The sequence below is a fragment of the Priestia sp. TGN 0903 genome (assembly GCF_050846855.1).
Lineage (GTDB): Bacteria > Bacillota > Bacilli > Bacillales > Bacillaceae_H > Priestia > Priestia zanthoxyli.
The window spans coordinates 210201-227166 of sequence record NZ_JBOZGL010000001.1; the positions used below are offsets into that span (position 1 = coordinate 210201).

17 protein-coding genes are annotated in these 16966 nt (G+C 37.4%); 11 read left to right on the plus strand and 6 right to left on the minus strand.

The genetic code is table 11. The annotated features are described in order from the left end of the window. The first annotated feature begins 3 nt into the window (after positions 1-3). Positions 4-792: a DUF4240 domain-containing protein gene (locus ACRPLY_RS01145; protein ID WP_325076913.1), complete on the plus strand. Its 789-nt coding sequence runs from the start codon at positions 4-6 to the stop codon at positions 790-792. Positions 793-838: 46 nt separating this feature from the next. Here the strand turns inward: ACRPLY_RS01145 and ACRPLY_RS01150 are convergent, their stop codons facing one another. Continuing rightward, positions 839-1816 (minus strand): DMT family transporter, encoded by a 978-nt coding sequence (locus tag ACRPLY_RS01150; RefSeq protein WP_049164797.1) that lies wholly within the window; start codon positions 1814-1816, stop codon positions 839-841. A gap of 79 nt (positions 1817-1895) precedes the next feature. Here ACRPLY_RS01150 and ACRPLY_RS01155 point away from each other — a divergent pair, with 79 nt between their 5' ends. Further along, positions 1896-2474: a helix-turn-helix domain-containing protein gene (locus tag ACRPLY_RS01155; RefSeq protein ID WP_049164793.1), complete on the plus strand. Its 579-nt coding sequence runs from the start codon at positions 1896-1898 to the stop codon at positions 2472-2474. Between the two features lie 44 nt (positions 2475-2518). On the opposite strand, the gene ACRPLY_RS01160 is transcribed toward ACRPLY_RS01155, so the two are convergent. Continuing rightward, positions 2519-2803, minus strand: a complete 285-nt coding sequence (locus ACRPLY_RS01160; RefSeq protein WP_028408390.1) for a hypothetical protein — start codon at positions 2801-2803, stop codon at positions 2519-2521. 95 nt (positions 2804-2898) lie between these two features. After that, a complete protein-coding gene (locus tag ACRPLY_RS01165) occupies positions 2899-3237 on the minus strand; it encodes a hypothetical protein (protein ID WP_013057201.1) in 339 nt (112 codons plus the stop codon). 341 nt (positions 3238-3578) lie between these two features. Between ACRPLY_RS01165 and ACRPLY_RS01170 the strand changes: the two genes are divergently transcribed. The 6 genes from ACRPLY_RS01170 (at position 3579) to ACRPLY_RS01195 (ending at position 11260) form a co-directional block, all read left to right on the plus strand. Then, positions 3579-4697 (plus strand): GAF domain-containing sensor histidine kinase, encoded by a 1119-nt coding sequence (locus tag ACRPLY_RS01170; RefSeq protein ID WP_155008087.1) that lies wholly within the window; start codon positions 3579-3581, stop codon positions 4695-4697. Between the two features lie 15 nt (positions 4698-4712). Further along, a complete protein-coding gene (locus ACRPLY_RS01175; protein ID WP_432231464.1) occupies positions 4713-5351 on the plus strand; it encodes a response regulator in 639 nt (212 codons plus the stop codon). 139 nt (positions 5352-5490) lie between these two features. Further along, on the plus strand, positions 5491-6030 hold the full coding sequence (locus ACRPLY_RS01180) for an NADPH-dependent FMN reductase (RefSeq protein WP_048019267.1): 540 nt from the start codon (positions 5491-5493) through the stop codon (positions 6028-6030). Continuing rightward, a complete protein-coding gene (locus tag ACRPLY_RS01185) occupies positions 6030-7247 on the plus strand; it encodes an MFS transporter (protein WP_325076911.1) in 1218 nt (405 codons plus the stop codon). The genes ACRPLY_RS01180 and ACRPLY_RS01185 overlap by 1 nt, the downstream gene beginning before the upstream one ends. Before the next feature lie 132 nt (positions 7248-7379). Next, the gene (locus tag ACRPLY_RS01190; protein WP_432231465.1) at positions 7380-10586 is read left to right on the plus strand and encodes an SNF2 helicase associated domain-containing protein; all 3207 of its coding nucleotides are present in this window, start codon (positions 7380-7382) and stop codon (positions 10584-10586) included. A 17-nt stretch (positions 10587-10603) separates the two neighbouring features. After that, complete coding sequence (locus ACRPLY_RS01195) at positions 10604-11260, plus strand: MtnX-like HAD-IB family phosphatase (RefSeq protein ID WP_028413203.1); 657 nt, start codon at positions 10604-10606, stop codon at positions 11258-11260. Positions 11261-11271: 11 nt separating this feature from the next. Here the strand turns inward: ACRPLY_RS01195 and ACRPLY_RS01200 are convergent, their stop codons facing one another. Both ACRPLY_RS01200 and ACRPLY_RS01205 read right to left on the minus strand, forming a co-directional pair. Beyond that, entirely contained in the window at positions 11272-12366 is a 1095-nt protein-coding gene (locus ACRPLY_RS01200) for an acetyl-CoA C-acyltransferase (RefSeq protein WP_325076932.1), read from the minus strand. A 14-nt stretch (positions 12367-12380) separates the two neighbouring features. Continuing rightward, complete coding sequence (locus ACRPLY_RS01205; RefSeq protein WP_048019272.1) at positions 12381-12938, minus strand: biotin transporter BioY; 558 nt, start codon at positions 12936-12938, stop codon at positions 12381-12383. A 153-nt stretch (positions 12939-13091) separates the two neighbouring features. On the opposite strand from ACRPLY_RS01205, the gene ACRPLY_RS01210 reads away from it, so the two are divergent. Continuing rightward, positions 13092-14525, plus strand: a complete 1434-nt coding sequence (locus tag ACRPLY_RS01210; RefSeq protein ID WP_432231466.1) for a class I adenylate-forming enzyme family protein — start codon at positions 13092-13094, stop codon at positions 14523-14525. Next, positions 14512-14970 (plus strand): GNAT family N-acetyltransferase, encoded by a 459-nt coding sequence (locus tag ACRPLY_RS01215; RefSeq protein ID WP_028413207.1) that lies wholly within the window; start codon positions 14512-14514, stop codon positions 14968-14970. Before ACRPLY_RS01210 ends, ACRPLY_RS01215 begins: the two co-directional genes overlap by 14 nt. Positions 14971-15550: 580 nt before the next feature. Here the strand turns inward: ACRPLY_RS01215 and ACRPLY_RS01220 are convergent. Further along, on the minus strand, positions 15551-16024 hold the full coding sequence (locus ACRPLY_RS01220; protein ID WP_325076907.1) for a hypothetical protein: 474 nt from the start codon (positions 16022-16024) through the stop codon (positions 15551-15553). A 353-nt stretch (positions 16025-16377) separates the two neighbouring features. On the opposite strand from ACRPLY_RS01220, the gene ACRPLY_RS01225 reads away from it, so the two are divergent. Further along, positions 16378-16935, plus strand: a complete 558-nt coding sequence (locus ACRPLY_RS01225) for a class I SAM-dependent methyltransferase (RefSeq protein ID WP_432231467.1) — start codon at positions 16378-16380, stop codon at positions 16933-16935. Positions 16936-16966 lie beyond the last annotated feature (31 nt).

Consider the following 16966-nt stretch of genomic DNA (forward strand, 5'->3'; position numbering starts at 1 on the left):
ATCATGCAAATAACCTTAGTGTATAAAGATGAGCAATCGAATAAATTTTGGAAAGTTGAAAGAAGGGACAGCAAGTTAATCATTCACTTTGGAAAAGTTGATACAGCCGGTCGCATGCAGGTGAAAGAGTTTGCTTCCGCAGAAGCTTGTGAAGCGGAAGCTGAAAAGCTGATTCGTACAAAATTGAAGAAAGGATATAAGCCTTTAACTTGTTCGATGCAAGTAATGAAAGACAGCACGATGTCAGAGTCTCTCTTTTGGGAGCTGATAAAAAAGGCGAAGACAAAATTAGATGTCGATGAGCAAATGGAATGGCTCCGCTCCACGCTAGCGAAGCGTTCTGAAAAGGACATTTTTCGCTTTGATCAGCTACTAAATCAGCATTTTGATCAATCCTATACTTCTTCATTGTGGGCAGCAGCTTATATTGTAATGGGTGGTTGTTCAGATGATTGTTTTGATTATTTTAGAGCGTGGCTTTTGTATCAGGGAAAAGACATATATTATAAAGCGATTGAATCTCCTGAGACGATGATTTCTGTACTTAAACCATTAGAAGCAGAGGGCTATGCTCCTCAATTAGAAGAATTACTTTCTGTAGCGTGTGAAGCTTACGAAGAAAAGACAGGTTTAGATAACGACTATTATTATGATAAATATGACCAGTTTGATCCAGTGTGGTACGATGACCAAGATTTGGATCTTGATTGGGATGAAGATGATGAGGATGGTTTACAGATGCGATTCCCTGTACTTTGGAGCCGCTATTGGAACAATCATCTCGAATATTAAAAAGAGGAGATGAAAACCTTTAAACAGATTTTCATCTCCTCTTTTTTTATTTTGATAGAGTACGTGACGGGGCGGCCGAAGACAGTTTTGTTTTTTTGTTTAGCATACTGTTCATAATCATTCCAATTACGATTATCGTCATACCAGCTAACGCAATCCCTGTTGGCATACGTCCATTTAATAAAAACACTTCGCCAAGCACGGTAAAAATCATGCTGCCTGATTGAGTTGCTTCAACCGCTCCAAGCAAACCTAAATTTTCTTTTGCCAAGTCTGTTGCGTAAAAGAACGTCATCGTAGCAATTACACCTGAACTCATTGCTAAGATAAAGGCTTGAGAAAATTGAGGAGCTGTTGGCATACCAGTTGTATAAAATCCATATATCGCATAGATGATACTTAGCGGGATACTGCCGATAGCCATACCTAAAACACGTTGAAATGTATCTAATTTCCCTTTGCAAACTTCCATCATTTTTCGATTTCCAAGCGGATATAAAAAAGCAGCCATGACGACAGGGAGAAAACCCAACACAAACTGTGAAAGCGTGATGTTTTCAGCTTCTTTAACTTGCATGAGAATCACACCCGCTAAAATAAACGTTGAAATACCAAGCGTTTTGAGTGGGATGCTTCCTCTTACTTTTTTATTTCCGTCTGCAGTTTGAATAGTTACATAGAAAAGTGGAGAAATGAGCGCACCTGCCAAGATCGTTACTTGCCACGTTCCAGCTATGAGCCATGATGGTCCAAAAAGTGAAGAAAAACTTAATAATGAATAAAATCCAATTCCTGCAAGAGTTCCCCAGCCTAACCAAGCGAAAGGATGCTTTTTCATTTCCATCCATAATGGTGTAAACTTCTTTTGTAAAAGTACTAAAATGAGTAAAATAGGTAGTGCTAATAAAAAACGAAGAGATGCTGTCCAAGCCCAGCTTGTTCCAGATACATTCATGGCACGATTCACAATAAATGTAGCAGAAAAGAACATGGACGAGAGAAGCCCCCATAAAATTGCTTTCATACTTTTTCCTCCTAATTAATAAAAATACCTAAATATATATTATAGTATACTTAGATACAAAAAAAGTGTACCATAATATATAAAAGAAAGGAAGGTAAAAATGCATTCAGAAGAAATGATGAAAAAGGTAGGCAACGAGCTTAGAAAAATAAGAACACAGCGAGAATTCACACTCGATGAATTAGCAGATAGGACGGGAGTCAGCAAACTCACGTTAGGGAAAATTGAAAGAGGGGAGACTAATCCAACCCTAGGAGTAATGTGGAAAATAACAACAGGCTTAAATATCCCTTTAACTAAATTAGTGTCAGTAGAACCTTCAGTGGCTGTATCTAAGTGTGGAGAAGGTTTTTCTCTCAAAGGACCGGACGAAACTTGGAAAGTAGAATTTATTTTTCAAAATCAGATAGATTCGACAATTGAAATGTACCGAGCCTTTCTTTCTCCTCTTGCTACATACTGTCCCGAACCTCATCATAAAGGATTAATTGAAGTAGCAACGGTAATGGAAGGAAAAATCGAAATGAAAATCGAAGAAGAGCTATACGAGCTAAAACAATTTGACTCTATAAAATTTGAAGGAAGTCATGTACACTCATACAAAAATCTTGAAGAACGTCCCGCTGTTCTGCATTTACTGCTAAAATATGAGGAGTAAAGCGGCAGAGCCGCAGTAAAACGAACCATAAAAAATGATTCGTTTTACTGCGGCTCTAATAGCTGTTTATTCATCAGCTTGTTTTGATAGCTAATATATTTTTTTACTTTAATGATACTTAATGAATATTCTTCAATTAATCGGTGGATAGATTGAACCATACACTCTGGGTAATGATGTTTTTTCTGTAAATACACTTTATACTTTCGAATTTGTCTTTCGAAATATAAAATAACTTGTTCAGGCGTTTTTACCAGTAACGATTGCATGTATTCATTTACTTGCGTTTCAAGAAACGAATAGCGATTTGTGATAAAAAATGTCTTCATCTTATTTTCCTCCCTATATGTTAGTGGTACAAAAAAGAAACCCTTGTGCTAGGATTTCTTTTTTGCTTTTTATTTGAATCAGCTGTGCGCACCTTTTAGGCGCTGATACTTGAAATCGAAGACTGTCTATATTTTTTTATTTTGCATTTTATATATGTAGGCGTTTCGCCGAAGAGATTTGCTACATGTGCAATAGCTCCGTAATACGTTTTAGCATCCATCATTTCTTTATTTACAATATAGTCATACAGGGATGATTCGATATCATCAACAAAAGCTAAAATGTGACGCTTTTCGAATAGGAGTTGATAAAGTTCATTAATTAAGTATGGGCTTTGATCAAATTTGTCTTGAAGCTGCTCTACTCGGTACTTTGTCATAGGCACTTCACACAAGATAATGTATCGTAACTCTTCTAAAAATAATTTATTCATCTTTCTCACATCCCTATTCTGTTAATAATTATATAATAGCACTATGCCTTCATATTTGGAAGCGTTTTCAATGGATTAATTTTAATATTTTTTTCTTCTCATTTCCCTTCATTTTTTCTGTTCTTACTTGAATTATCTGTAGTATAGTTCGTTTTACGTAAAGACTCTAGCTAATTGTTAAACTACCTGACATACTTTTTGAAAATTTTATTATTGATGTTAAAAGGTCTTACATATCTAAGCGGAAATGCTTTAAAAATAACGTTCTGTGAGTCGGAACCAGCTTTAATTGTGATAAAATAAAAAATGGAAAATACATCATATAATATAGGAGAGAGGCTATGGAAAAAGATCATATTTCAGAGCTGAAGATTTTAAAAGACATTTCCGAGATTTTAAATGAAGGCACTAATTTACATACCATGCTTCATGATGCGCTTTTAAAACTGCTGCAAATCACAGATTTACAAACAGGATGGATCTTTTTTATTGATGAAAATGGAAAGCATGAGATGATTGCCGCTCAGCATTTGCCACCAGCTTTATTAAATAAAACCGCTCAGCCTATGTGTAATGGAAGCTGCTGGTGTGTTGACCGGTATATGGATGGCCGGCTTCAAAAAGCGTCTAATATTATGGAGTGTAAGAGACTTGAAGATTCCGTCATTCATGAGTGGGGAGATACACATGACATTACTCATCATGCAACGGTTCCTTTACAAGCAGGGGATGAACGCTTTGGATTATTAAATGTAGCTGCCCCTCATAAAATTCATTTTGAACAGCGAGAGCTTGATTTATTAGGATCCGTCGCTCTTCAAATTGGCACGGCTATCAAGCGGATTAAGCTGACTCAATCTCAGCAGGAAGTAAAACTTATTGAAGAAAGAAACAGGCTGGCAAAAGACCTTCACGATTCTGTTAATCAGCTGTTGTTTTCAATTAATGTCACAGCCAAAGCCGGAAGCAGCTTAGCAAAAGATGTGCAGTTAAAAGAGACTTTTTCCTTAATCCAAGAAACCGCTCAGCATGCTCAAGTGGAAATGAAAGCTTTAATTTGGCAGCTTCGTCCTCAAGGATTAGAAAACGGCATTGTCAGTGCGTTAAAAAGCTATGGTCAAATGCTAGGGCTTAACGTAAAAGAACAAATTAAAGGAGTGTCCGTTTTGCCTGCTGTGATTGAAGAGACACTGTGGAGAGTCGGACAAGAAGCTTTTAATAATTGCCGAAAGCATGCGGGTACGGCAGAGGTACATCTAAACGTAAATATAAGCAAAGACCAAGTAATTATGAAAATCCGGGATAGCGGCAATGGATTTATGTATAGCCCTTCAGCAGAATTGCCGACGCTTGGGCTAAAAACTATGCACGAGCGAATAAAAAGATTAAATGGAAAACTATCTGTTACAAGCAGCATAGGAAACGGAACGATTGTGGAAGTATCTATTCCTCTTTCATAACGGAAAGGAGCGCACATGAGAATAAAGATTTTAATTGCAGATGATCACCACGTTGTCCGAAAAGGACTTGTCTTTTTCTTACAAACGCAGCCTGATTTAGAAGTTGTAGGAGAAGCTTCTAACGGGGAAGAAGCTATAAAGTTAGCGACATCTCTAGAGCCTCATATTGTGTTAATGGATTTATCGATGCCGGTTCTCGATGGAATCGAAGCAACAAAAGAACTAAAAAAACAAGCACCGCATATACAAGTCATGATTCTAACAAGCTTTTCAGATCAAGATCACGTGATACCGGCATTAGAAGCAGGAGCTTCAGGCTATCAGCTAAAAGAAAGCGATCCAGATGAACTTGTAACGGCTATTCGAAAGCTAATGAATGGAGAAAATCAGCTTCATCCCAAAGTCACTACGCACTTGCTAACACGGTTAACCAAAAGCAGCGAAAAGAAAGTCAATTTTATTGATCACTTAACAAAACGAGAAAAAGACGTATTAAAAGAAATTGCAAAAGGCAAAAGCAACAAAGAAATTGGTGCTGCCTTACATATTACAGAAAAAACAGTAAAAACACATGTGTCTAATATTTTATCGAAGCTTGGGGTTCAAGACCGCACGCAAGCTGCTCTATATGCTGTTCAGCATGGAATTTCCTAACCTACGACTTTAGTTGTAGGTTTTTCTCTGTTCACCTCAGTCTATATTGGTAGCTTTCTTTCTATCAATAGCATGACGAAAAAAAGTTCAATCATCCCTATACTATACATATAACCAAACGACAGAGGGGTAGATAAATATGAATATACTTATTATTAACGGAAGTCCTAGAGAAACAGGCCGAACAACACAAGTAACGAGAGAACTTCACAAAAGCTATCAAAGTTCTTTTCTAGATTTAAGTCAATTATCACTTCCTATATTCACCGGTGAACCTCATCAGTATGAAATAGAAGAAGTGAAAGTGCTGACTGAAGCAATAGAAAAAGCGGATGGTATCTTACTTGCGACGCCTGAGTACCACGGCGCTATGAGCGGAGCATTAAAAAACGCGTTTGACTTTTTAAACAGTGCGTATTTTGCACATAAGCCCGTCGCACTTGTAGCCGTATCAGGAGGAGGAAAAGGAGGTATCAATGCTTTAAACAACCTTAGAACCGTTACACGCGCTTTGTATGCGAATGTTCTATCTAAGCAGTTGGTATTAGACCCTGCAGACATCGTGGAAAAAGGAACTTTACGAAAAAACGCCGCTGACGGAATTCATGAATTAGTTAATGAGCTGACTCTGTATACACAAGTGTCTAAGCAAATTTTAGAAGCTAAGCAAAATGTTTGATGAAGGCGCTTTATAAGGACCGTCGCTTTCAAGCCGTAGTTGCTGCGAATGTTTTATCCTCTATTGGTTCCGGTATTACGATGCTTGCCATTCCTTTACTGTTAGTTGCATCTCCAGATGGAAATAAACTATTTGGCACGATTATGCTAATTATGACGGTGATTAGCTTTGTGGCTACTCCGTATATAGGTGTTCTTATTGATCGAATGTCACGAAAGAAAATGTTGTTAACCGTAGAATTGATAGGTTTTATCACGGTCATGCTATTTGTGATCGTTGGTTTTGTTACAGATTATTCAACGATTCACTACATCATTTTGTACGGAACCGGAAACCTTTACTACACGTTTTTTTATCCAACGATTTTTGCGTTAAATCAAGAAGTTTTTTCAAAAGATGTGTTTCAATCATTAAACAGTATTATGGAAATACAAGGCCAGCTATCGAGTATGCTGGCAGGGGCTGCAGCGAGTCTAGTCATTACCCGGTGGTCGCTTCAATGGATTTTAACAGTAGATGCAGCTACGTACATAGCTGCATTCCTTTTTCTATTGAGTATTCCATATAAACAAAGCAGTGAACGAAGCGATAAAAAACACACTGCGATGAAAGAGGGATTAGCATTCATAAAAGAAAATCGCTCGGTATCTCTTTTTTTACTGCTTTCTTTTATGCCTTTCATTGCTGTGATGATGACGAACTATTTGTTTCCTATTTATCTGACTCAAGAATTAAACGCAAGTCCAGCAGCATACGGGATTGAAAGTGCTGTATATGGTTTCGGAGCATTAACCGCAGGGATATTGATCGTATCTATTATGAAAAGAACAGGCACTGAGCTAGCTATTATGCTGAATATAAGCCTTTTTGCACTTGGAATATCGATCATCTTCTTTATGAAGCTTCTGCCCGTTTACTTTTCTATTGTGTTTCTTCTTGCTTTTGCAAATGCAGGTACAAGAGTAGCTCGAAATACGTTTATGATGCAAAAAATACCGAATATTATCGTGGGAAGAGTCGACAGCTGTTTTCGCTTTATCACGTTAGGGATTCGTATTTTATTGATTTTCTTCTTTACGTACGTTACGGCTAATGATCGTATAGGACTTGCTTTTTTAGGACTTAGCCTGCTTTTAATATCAACCGCCGGAGCAGGCTGGATACTTTACAAAAGAAAACAGCGAAAACAGTCTGCACTGCTTAAGAGTGTTTTATAATGTCTGTTGCATGTTATAATAGAAGAATTGACAAATAATGTTCAACGTTTATGACGTTGGACATTATTTGTTCTGAATAGAAATTAAACAGCAACAGCATTGACTGTTATGCGATTGGAAGATTGTGAAGCGATGATAAATAAAACATTAAACAAAGAACAATTAAAAGATTCGTACTCAAGCAGAACGTACTATAGAGGACACACGTATTACAAGCAGGGGCGTGTGCTTGATTTGGAATACAATGAACAGACCACTACGTGGACAGCATCCGTTCGAGGAGCGGAAATGTATACGGTAATGGTTGAACAAAAAGGAAATTCTTTTTATTCATTCTGCGATTGTCCTGCTTATCACGAGTTTTCAGAATGCAAACACGAAGTAGCTGTTTTATTAACCATTTGCGATGAGCGCGCAAAGCCGCAGCCAATTAAAACAAAGCCTTTTCGCCAAAGCAAAGAATACGAAAATGTAAATCATTTTATCGACTTATTTTCGAGCTATCAGCAAACCATAAGCGACCATAAGAAATATGCAGATAAAGATCCGTTGAAAGTAGAATTTATTTGCAAGTCTTACTCAGAAGAATTTTTACGTTCAGAAGGAATGTACGTAGCGCTTGAAATGAAAGTAGGCGTCGACCGGACGTATGTAGTAAAAAACATTCAAGAATTTTTAACAGACGCTAAAGAATTCCAAACTCACGAATTTACTAAGCGCTTCGAATATGATCCTGCAGAACATTTTTTTATAGACGAAGATAAGAAAATCATTGAGCTGCTGATGGATATTATGACGAATGAATCATTTTATAAAAATTCCTATTCTATGTATCGTTCGTCCGCAAATAACAGAGAACTAATCATTCCATCTATCGTAGCCAAAGAGTTATTTAAACTCCTTAAAGATCGGAACTTTACATTTATTCATGAAGGGCATTCATATGAAAATATTATCTTTGCTGAAAGTTCAGCTCCTTTTTCATTTCAAATAAATAAGCACTCGGCAGCTGGATTTGAGCTAGACTTTACGGAACTTCATCAAGCTTCATTTTTTGATCGATACGGTTGGCTATTTTTAAAAGGGACGTTTTATGAGCTATCTCAAGATCAGCGTATGCTTCTTGAAGGCCTTCGGAAAACGGCTCCTTTGAAGCCAGTCGTACCTATAGCAGAAGAGCAGATGGGCAATTTTTTATCTCACGTCGTTCCGGGACTGAAAAAAGTGGGGAAAGTGGATATCGCAAAAGAAGTATCCCATCAAATTATTGCGCCTGAACTAAAAGCAAAAGTATTTATTGACCGTGAGGATGAACAGCTGTTTGTGACGCTTCGGTACAACTACGGAGAGATTTCGATTAATCCATTTTCACCCCAGTCTGAAAAATACGATAAAATCTTGATACGAGATTTAGAAAAAGAAGACCGCGTTATGGACTTAATTGAAACGGCTCCTTTAAATATTTATAAAAACCAGCTGTACTTAAATCAAGATGAATACTCTCTATATGAATTTTTGTTTCATATTGTTCCAAAGCTTGATGAAATAGCGGATGTGTATATTACGGATGAGATGAAAGATTATGCTTATACGGATTTTTCTGCGCCAGTAACAACGGTTGACATTCAAAATAGCAATGGGCTATTAGAAATTAATTTTGATTTAGGAGACATTGATCATCAGACCGTTCAAGATGTTTTAAAATCTGTCTTAGAAAAGAAAAGCTATCATCGTCTAGATAACGGTGCGTTTATCCCTCTTGAAAATGAGGGCTTTGAACATATTCAAAATCTGTTTCGGGAGCTGAACGTAACGGAAAAAGATTTAAAGGATAACTCATTGCAGGTACCTTTATACAGAGGAATGCAAGTGGAAGAGATTATGAGTGCGGGTGATAAATCAGCTGCTAAGTTTGGCTCAGCATTTAAAACATTACTTACACAGCTCAAATCTCCAGAGGAAATGGATTGGGAAGTACCGGAATCCTTACAGGCATACCTGCGTGATTATCAGCGTAATGGATTTAAGTGGTTTAAATCTCTGTCTCACTACTCTTTAGGAGGCGTACTGGCTGATGATATGGGGCTTGGAAAAACGCTTCAAAGCATTGCCTATATCTTATCTGAAAAAGAGCTTGATGAAGACAGCAGTGCCTTTTTAATTGTTGTGCCGGCTTCCTTGATTTATAACTGGCGCAACGAATTGGAGAGATTTGCACCGAATTTAACGGTTCAAACCATTACAGGAACGCCGAGTGAGCGTGAGGAGAAGCTAAAACGCACAGCTGACGTATGGATCACATCTTATCCAACGCTGCGTCAAGATATTGATTTGTATCAGCACCTTCATTTTCATGCTTTAATTCTAGATGAGGCTCAGAGTATTAAAAATCATACAACAAAGACAGCAGTAGCTGTTAGGACTATTTCAGCTAAAAAACGTTTTGCGCTGAGCGGTACGCCTATTGAAAACTCACTTGACGAGCTTTGGTCAATTTTCCAGACTATTCTTCCAGGTTTATTTCCAGGGCTTCGCCAGTTTAAAAACATGTCATCGGAGCAGGTCAGCCGAATTGTAAGACCATTTTTACTGCGACGAGTAAAAAAAGATGTGTTAAAAGAACTGCCTGATAAAATTGAAACCACTCATTTATCTGAGCTAACTAAAGAACAAAAAGAGTTGTATGTAGGCTATTTAGAGCAGTTAAAATCATCTTTAGCCGGTGAAGATTTTAATAAAAACCGAATGAAGATCTTGGCGGGATTAACAAGACTTCGCCAGATTTGCTGTCATCCGTCTTTATTCGTTGAAAATTACGAAGGGTATTCAAGCAAATTAGAGCAGCTGCTTGAGATTACAAGAAATGCGGTTGCCAACGGAAAACGCTTGTTAATCTTTTCTCAGTTTACAAGCATGCTTCATATTATTCGAGAAGAGCTTCAAAAAGAAAATCTCTCATACTTTTATTTAGACGGTCAAACGCCATCAAAAGAACGAGTGGAAATGGCGGATCGGTTTAATAATGGAGAACAAGACATTTTCTTAATTTCATTAAAAGCCGGAGGCACGGGTTTAAATTTAACGGGAGCCGATACGGTTATTTTATACGACTTATGGTGGAACCCCGCGATTGAAGAACAAGCGGCAGGCCGTGCACACCGCATTGGACAAAAAAATGTTGTGCAGGTCATCAAGCTTATTTCTCAAGGAACCATCGAAGAAAAAATTTACGCCTTGCAGCAAAAGAAAAAAGAACTCATCGAACAGGTTATTCAACCGGGAGAAACAATGCTTTCTAGTTTGACAGAAGAAGAGCTCCGAGAACTGCTTAGTATGTAGCAAAGGATGTGTGAGGAATGAAAAAATGGGCGTTTGTATCAGATTTTGATGGAACGATTTCAAAAAAAGATTTTTACTGGATTGTGATTGAAAAGTATTTTCCAGAAGGTGAAGAGCTTTTCCGCCGGTGGAAAGCAGGAGAAATGAAAGATATTGATTTTTTATCTACTGTTTTTCAATCCATTCACCAAGAAGAACCGAAAATTTTAGAAGAAGTAGCGAATATTCCAATTGATAAATACGTGCCCGCTTTTATTAAAGCTGTTCAGAAAAACGGCGGGGATTTTTATATTTTAAGCGCTGGAACAACGTACTATATTAAACCGCTGTTAGATAAATACGGTGTTGAAAAAGTGGAAGTTTATTCGAATGAAGGATATTTCCATCAAAACAACGTTCACTTGCGTCTAGATCCTGCTCACAGATGGCATTCAGAACGCTACGGCATTGATAAATCTGTTGTTATTCAAGAACTAAAAGAGGCATACGAAACGATTTATTTTGCTGGAGACAGCGAACCGGATTCACATCCCGCAAAACATGCAGATGTTACCTTTGCGAAAGATTCTTTGCAAGATTTACTGCGCGAACAAAACGTTTCATTTGTTCCGGTTGAGACATTTAAAGATATTGAGCAATATTTGATGCAACATAATGTAATAAAAAAGGCATAAAAACAGCGGTATTATTTGATTACTTCAAATAATACCGCTGTTCCTATTCCGCCTCCGCTTCCTAAAGCTGCTATGACATATCGCACGTCACGGCGCTTGCTCTCATAAAAAAGACGCGTAGCTAAAATAGCTCCTGATGCTCCGTAAGGGTGTCCTAGGGTCAATGCTCCTCCGCGAATATTCACTTTTTCTTCTGATATTCCCAGTTCTTGCATGCAAGCGACAACTTTAACAGCAAATGCTTCATTGATTTCAAATAAATCAATATCATCTACCGTAAGAGAATTTCGCTTCAAGATATTTTTAATCGCAGAAACTGGTGCAATAGCAGGGTAAAGAGGTGACACTCCTGAAATATCAGCGTCAATAAAACGCAAAACGGGCTGAAAGCCTAAAGCGCGTGCTTTTTGCTCTTCCATCACAAGCGCAATGCAGGCTCCGTCGTTGATTCCACAGCTGTTGGCTGCGGTGACGGTGCCTTCATTTTTTAAAAAGACGGGGCTGGCTTTTTGCAGCAGCTTTGTTAGGTTTCGTTTTTTCATAAATGCTTCATCGTGCATCACGTTTGGAAGAGGAAGCGTTTCTTCTTCAAACCATTTTTTTTCAAAAGCCTCCCAGCTTCTTTCATGACTTAAAAGAGCATATCTGTCCTGCTGATCTTTAGATATATTGTATCGCTGAGCTACGTTTTCTGCTGCAATTCCCATGTCAGGGTCACCAATTTTATCAGGAGAAAAACGTGCTCGTTTTTCAAAAGGAGAAGTACTTGTACTTTCAACGCCTCCAGCTAAATAGCACGTTCCTGCACCTGCTTTTATCAAATAGCTGGCCATTCGAATCGCCTCTAAGCCAGCTCCGCACTGACGATCAATGGTCATTCCCGGGATAGAAAAAGGGAGGTCCGCTTCTAAAGCGGATAACCTGGCTACATTTCCTCCTGGACCTACAACATTTCCTAAAATAACGTCATCAATTTCATGTTCAATTCCAGCGCTAAGCTGTTTTAATAAAGGAGCTGCTAGCTCTTGAACATGAAAATCTTTCAGTAGACCGTTTTCTTTTCCAATGACCGTACGCTTCGCTTTTACAATTGCTGCTTGATAGATAAGTCATCACTTCCTTACATAGAAGCCGTGTTCGAACGGCCAGGTACCGCTACTGCTTTTCGAACTTTTGTAATTAAATAAGCCGCGACCGCTGCTTTTATACAGTCACCTGGAAGGTAAACAAAGCTTAGCTGAAGGGACTTCAGAAACGGAATGTGAAGCTGCATTGCCTGCACAGGAATACCACAGGCATAGACTAACACAATCCCAAATAACACATTGACAGCAAAAACTTTTGCAACCGTTACATTTTTTAACTTTGTTAACGTCCAGCCAATAAAGAAAGCGGCAAACACATAGCCAATTATATATCCAGCACTCGGACTCAAAAATACCCCAATTCCTCCGCGTCCTCCAGCAAGTAAAGGAACGCCAGCTGCTAGCAAACATAAAAAAAGAAATTGACTTAAAGCTCCTAATCTAGCGCCAAGAATTCCTCCCGACAGCATAACACCCATAGGCTGAAGAGTAATTGGAACAGGTGTAAAAGATAAAAAAATAGGAGGGACGAGTCCTAGAGCTCCCATTATAGCCGTGAATAAAGCAACGTACGTCATATCTTTTGTTTTCATCGTAAACCTCCGCTATGTAGGATAAAACATGACTATCGTATCTTATTAAACTTAAATTAGTCAACTTAATTTTTATTAAAGTTTACATTTTTCTTTTCTCAAACCCGTATTTACGGTACACTAAAAGTAAAATAAAAAGGAGCTTACGGAGTAATGAATCGAATTGAAGAACTAGTTTTTAATCAGTTTCAACAAACGCCGGACAGACTCGCACTATCGGATTCTGTTAATAAACTAAGCTACGGTCAAATGTGGGATCATGTATGCAAAGCCGAAAATCAGCTGAAAGAAAAAGGGATGGAAAAAGGAGAGCTCGTTGCGTTAAGTATGCCAAACAATGCAGAAGCTGTTGTGTCATTTTTAGCGATTTTAAAAGCTGGTGGAATTGTGATGCTTTTACATAATGAGCTAACAGAGGCTGAAGTGGATACCTATTTTTCTATTCAGTCCCCGAATTGGCTATGGAAAACGTCTTCTTTAACTAACATAACAAAAGAAAAACCAATCCTGCCTATACGGCAAGTGAATGCACTGTCCGATCTATTTTTATTTGGATTTACCTCTGGGTCAACAGGGAGACCGAAAGGATTTGTAAAATCGCATCATTCTTGGTCTTCATCATTTCAAGAATGGTCGGACGTATTTTCTTTACAGAAACATGAAAAAGTACTTATCCCCTTACATATTTCGTATTCCGCCCAGCTTTATCCGGTTTTGCATGCGCTTTGCAGCGGCATGCATGCTATCATGCTAGAAGCGTTTACACCTTCTGCTGTTTTTAACAAGGAAGCTAGCTGTATGTCTATTACACCCGCGTTAATTTCTCCTTTGCTTCGGTACATACAAAGCAGACCGAAAGAAAAACGACTTTTGCCAAAAACCGTGATTTCAGTAGGAAATAAATTATCGCCTTCCGTTCGAAAGAAATTTTCACGAGCGTTTTCTAACTCCTCTCTTTATGAATATTACGGATCTTCTGAAATGGGATTTGTTACGGTACTTTCACCAGATACCGCTGAAACGCTGCCTCATACAGTAGGCTATCCTGTTGACAGTGTAGACGTTTTAATCCTGAACGAACGTGGAAAAGAAGTAGAAAAAGGAGACAAAGGAATACTGTTTGTGAAAACAACTCAAGCATTCGAAGGGTTTGTTAAGGACAACGAAGAAACGAACCGCGCATTTTTTAACGGATATGTTACATCGCATGATATTGCGGTTCAGCTTCCAGACGGAAACATTACCATCGTAGGAAGAGACAAAAATGTAATCAAAAGCAGCGGAAGCTTAGTATATGCTGAAGAAATTGAAGAGCTGCTACTACAAATACCGGGCGTTAGCGAAGCAGCCGTTTTTAGCGTAGCAGATGCTGAACGTTCAGAAGTCGTAGGTGCAGCAATTGTCTTAGAGAACATTTCTCTTTCTGATGTGAGACAAGCACTGTCAAAACGAGTATCCCCTTATAAAATCCCGCGCGTATGGAGAATTTTAACGTCCTTTCCGCGAATGAAAAATGGTAAAATTGACAAAGCAACGATATACAGCTACTTTGCAGAGAAAGAAGGGAAGACATATGATTTCATTTGAACCCGTTACAGCTGACACGATGTATATTGTGTCAGAGATTATCAATTCAAACGAAGCTTATAACGTGTTAGAAAACGGCAAGAAAGAGCGGAGGGAAGAAGAGCTTTTTAAAGAATATATGAATGAAAAAACAGACAGTTATTTTATAAAAGCCGACGATACATACGTAGGGGTTATTGATTACATGAAACAAAACCCTAACGATGATCATCCGTGGATTGGAGCTTTCATTATTCATAGCGCCTATCACAATTTCAGTTTCGGAACGCAGGCATATTTAGCATTCGAAGACAAGCTAAAAGAAGAAGGAATTTCTGTTCTACGCCTTGGTGTCCTGTCTCAAAATCCTAGAGCCAAGCTGTTTTGGGAGCGCCTTGGTTTTACCCAGTACGCCACTAAGCCGCTGCATCATAATCAAGTTAACTGTTTGGAAAAAGAACTGTAAGAAAATCCGTGGATTATATCCGCGGATTTTTTATTGTACATTAAATGATCAAAAGAAAGAAAATATAGGAACCACTTTATTATTATCAGAGCCTTATGCTCCTGTTGAAGACAGCGTAATCCTTCTATTCGACGTGACTTGAAGGATCTTGCAATTGTACTCAATTTTAGCAGAAGAAAAGAATCTGGTTTTAATATAAAATTAACTATTTAAACTGTTTAGCAGATGTATAAAAAACTGCTTTTTTATGCATTCTTTCTTCATCTATTTCTCTGATAAAGCCTTTCATATCAAGGATGTATAAAAAGCTGCCTACCATATATATTTTTCTGCCTAAGAACCCTTACTCTCAAAAGGGTTCTTTTTTGTGGTGTGTTCCGGAAAGAGACATTATGTTAACTAATAATGTATAGATTATACATCTTGAAAACAGAAAAAACTATCTGTTGTCCGGTTAGAAAGGTGGCTAGATAGTTTTTTTCTGTAACGCAATCATATTTTTTTGATGATTCAATTCATCTTGAGTAGTTTGCTCATAATATTATGTTTTATTTATTTGTATATAGAGAAAAAATTAATATCATGAAACAGATTTTTCTGTTTTTGAAGGGTTCTCATACCATTTTTGAAATCCGTAAATAGCTAATGAGGTGGAAAGCATTAGACTTAAAATAGATATTCTTGAAATATGAATCTTTCCAATTCCAATTTTCTCTGCAAAAGGTAGGAATACATATGTAAAAAACGAATCGATAAGAGCATTCGTAAGTAGATACGGAAGGAATCCAATTTTATAGACTAATTTAAATATCCAGATTGTACCTATAAAAAAAGGACCAAATACATAGAACATGTTAATTGATTTAAGACCTGGTATAACAGGTTTTTTTAACTTCCACCAGCCTAAATCAGTAGCAACAACAAATATTAGAGAAACAATAAGAGAAGTAAAAATAGATACAGGGGTATATTTTTTTACTTGTTCTTTAGGAATAAATATTAGACTTATCCAAGATATGATCAAAGTAAGAAATGCAAAGAGTTTTGGATTCAAGATATAGTCAACTCCTTATAATTATAAGGTTAGTATGAGATTTAAATGATCTTGTTATTCAAGTGGAAAAAACTTGTGTTTAAACAATTCAGTCTCTTTTTGCTTCTTATAAGGGGTTTTATGTTAACAGTTATAAAATCAAAAAGGGGATACCGTTAGTTCTTAAAGGAAAAGAACTAGCGGCACCCCTTTCTTAAGACCAGCATGTAACGTTTACTTTCAGATTCTTTATAAAAGTTATCTTTTCATAAGTATTTCTTAAGAATTGTTAAGGTTTTTTCTCGTATCGTATTAAGATTTTAGCATTAAACTACTGTTTATAACCTATCACCTGAAGAAACGAGGAGAAATACATGAATGCCATGCATTTCATTCAAGAATATATGAGACACCCGCGTGCAGTTGGAGCTATTATGCCTAGCTCTAAATCATTAGCTAAGAAAATGATGAAGCCTATACCATTTGAGGAAATAACGTGTATCATTGAATATGGTCCAGGAACAGGCGTATTTACAGAAGAAATTGTTCAAAATAAACGGAAAGACACCATTTTCTTAGCGATAGAAGCCAATGAAACATTCTATAATATATTAAAGAAGAAATATGGACATATCGAGAATGTGTACATTATTCATGACTTTGCTGAAAATATAAGTGCCTATTTAAAACAATATGGCATTGAAAAAGTAGACTATATCGTATCTGGATTGCCTTTTACAAGCTTACCAGGAACTATTTCTACACAGATCTTACATGAGACAGGATCTTTGCTGGGACCAGAAGGCAAATTCATTACATTCCAATATTCGAAAGTAAAACGCTCTTTCTTTGAATCCTTTTTTACTACGATTCAGTATGAAAAAGTGTATAGAAATGTTCCACCAGCTTATGTATTCGTATGTAATAACTAATCCTACTCATGTTCTCTAGTTTATATTGAAT

Coding starts and splice junctions, on each gene's coding strand:
- ACRPLY_RS01215 (WP_028413207.1), top strand. CDS start 14,512: ATGATTTCATTTGAACCCGTTACAGCTGACACGATGTATATTGTGTCA.
- ACRPLY_RS01150 (WP_049164797.1), bottom strand. CDS start 1,816: ATGAAAGCAATTTTATGGGGGCTTCTCTCGTCCATGTTCTTTTCTGCT.
- ACRPLY_RS01225 (WP_432231467.1), top strand. CDS start 16,378: ATGAATGCCATGCATTTCATTCAAGAATATATGAGACACCCGCGTGCA.
- ACRPLY_RS01165 (WP_013057201.1), bottom strand. CDS start 3,237: ATGAATAAATTATTTTTAGAAGAGTTACGATACATTATCTTGTGTGAA.
- ACRPLY_RS01175 (WP_432231464.1), top strand. CDS start 4,713: ATGAGAATAAAGATTTTAATTGCAGATGATCACCACGTTGTCCGAAAA.
- ACRPLY_RS01210 (WP_432231466.1), top strand. CDS start 13,092: ATGAATCGAATTGAAGAACTAGTTTTTAATCAGTTTCAACAAACGCCG.
- ACRPLY_RS01205 (WP_048019272.1), bottom strand. CDS start 12,938: ATGAAAACAAAAGATATGACGTACGTTGCTTTATTCACGGCTATAATG.
- ACRPLY_RS01145 (WP_325076913.1), top strand. CDS start 4: ATGCAAATAACCTTAGTGTATAAAGATGAGCAATCGAATAAATTTTGG.
- ACRPLY_RS01170 (WP_155008087.1), top strand. CDS start 3,579: ATGGAAAAAGATCATATTTCAGAGCTGAAGATTTTAAAAGACATTTCC.
- ACRPLY_RS01180 (WP_048019267.1), top strand. CDS start 5,491: ATGAATATACTTATTATTAACGGAAGTCCTAGAGAAACAGGCCGAACA.
- ACRPLY_RS01160 (WP_028408390.1), bottom strand. CDS start 2,803: ATGAAGACATTTTTTATCACAAATCGCTATTCGTTTCTTGAAACGCAA.
- ACRPLY_RS01195 (WP_028413203.1), top strand. CDS start 10,604: ATGAAAAAATGGGCGTTTGTATCAGATTTTGATGGAACGATTTCAAAA.
- ACRPLY_RS01190 (WP_432231465.1), top strand. CDS start 7,380: ATGATAAATAAAACATTAAACAAAGAACAATTAAAAGATTCGTACTCA.
- ACRPLY_RS01185 (WP_325076911.1), top strand. CDS start 6,030: ATGAAGGCGCTTTATAAGGACCGTCGCTTTCAAGCCGTAGTTGCTGCG.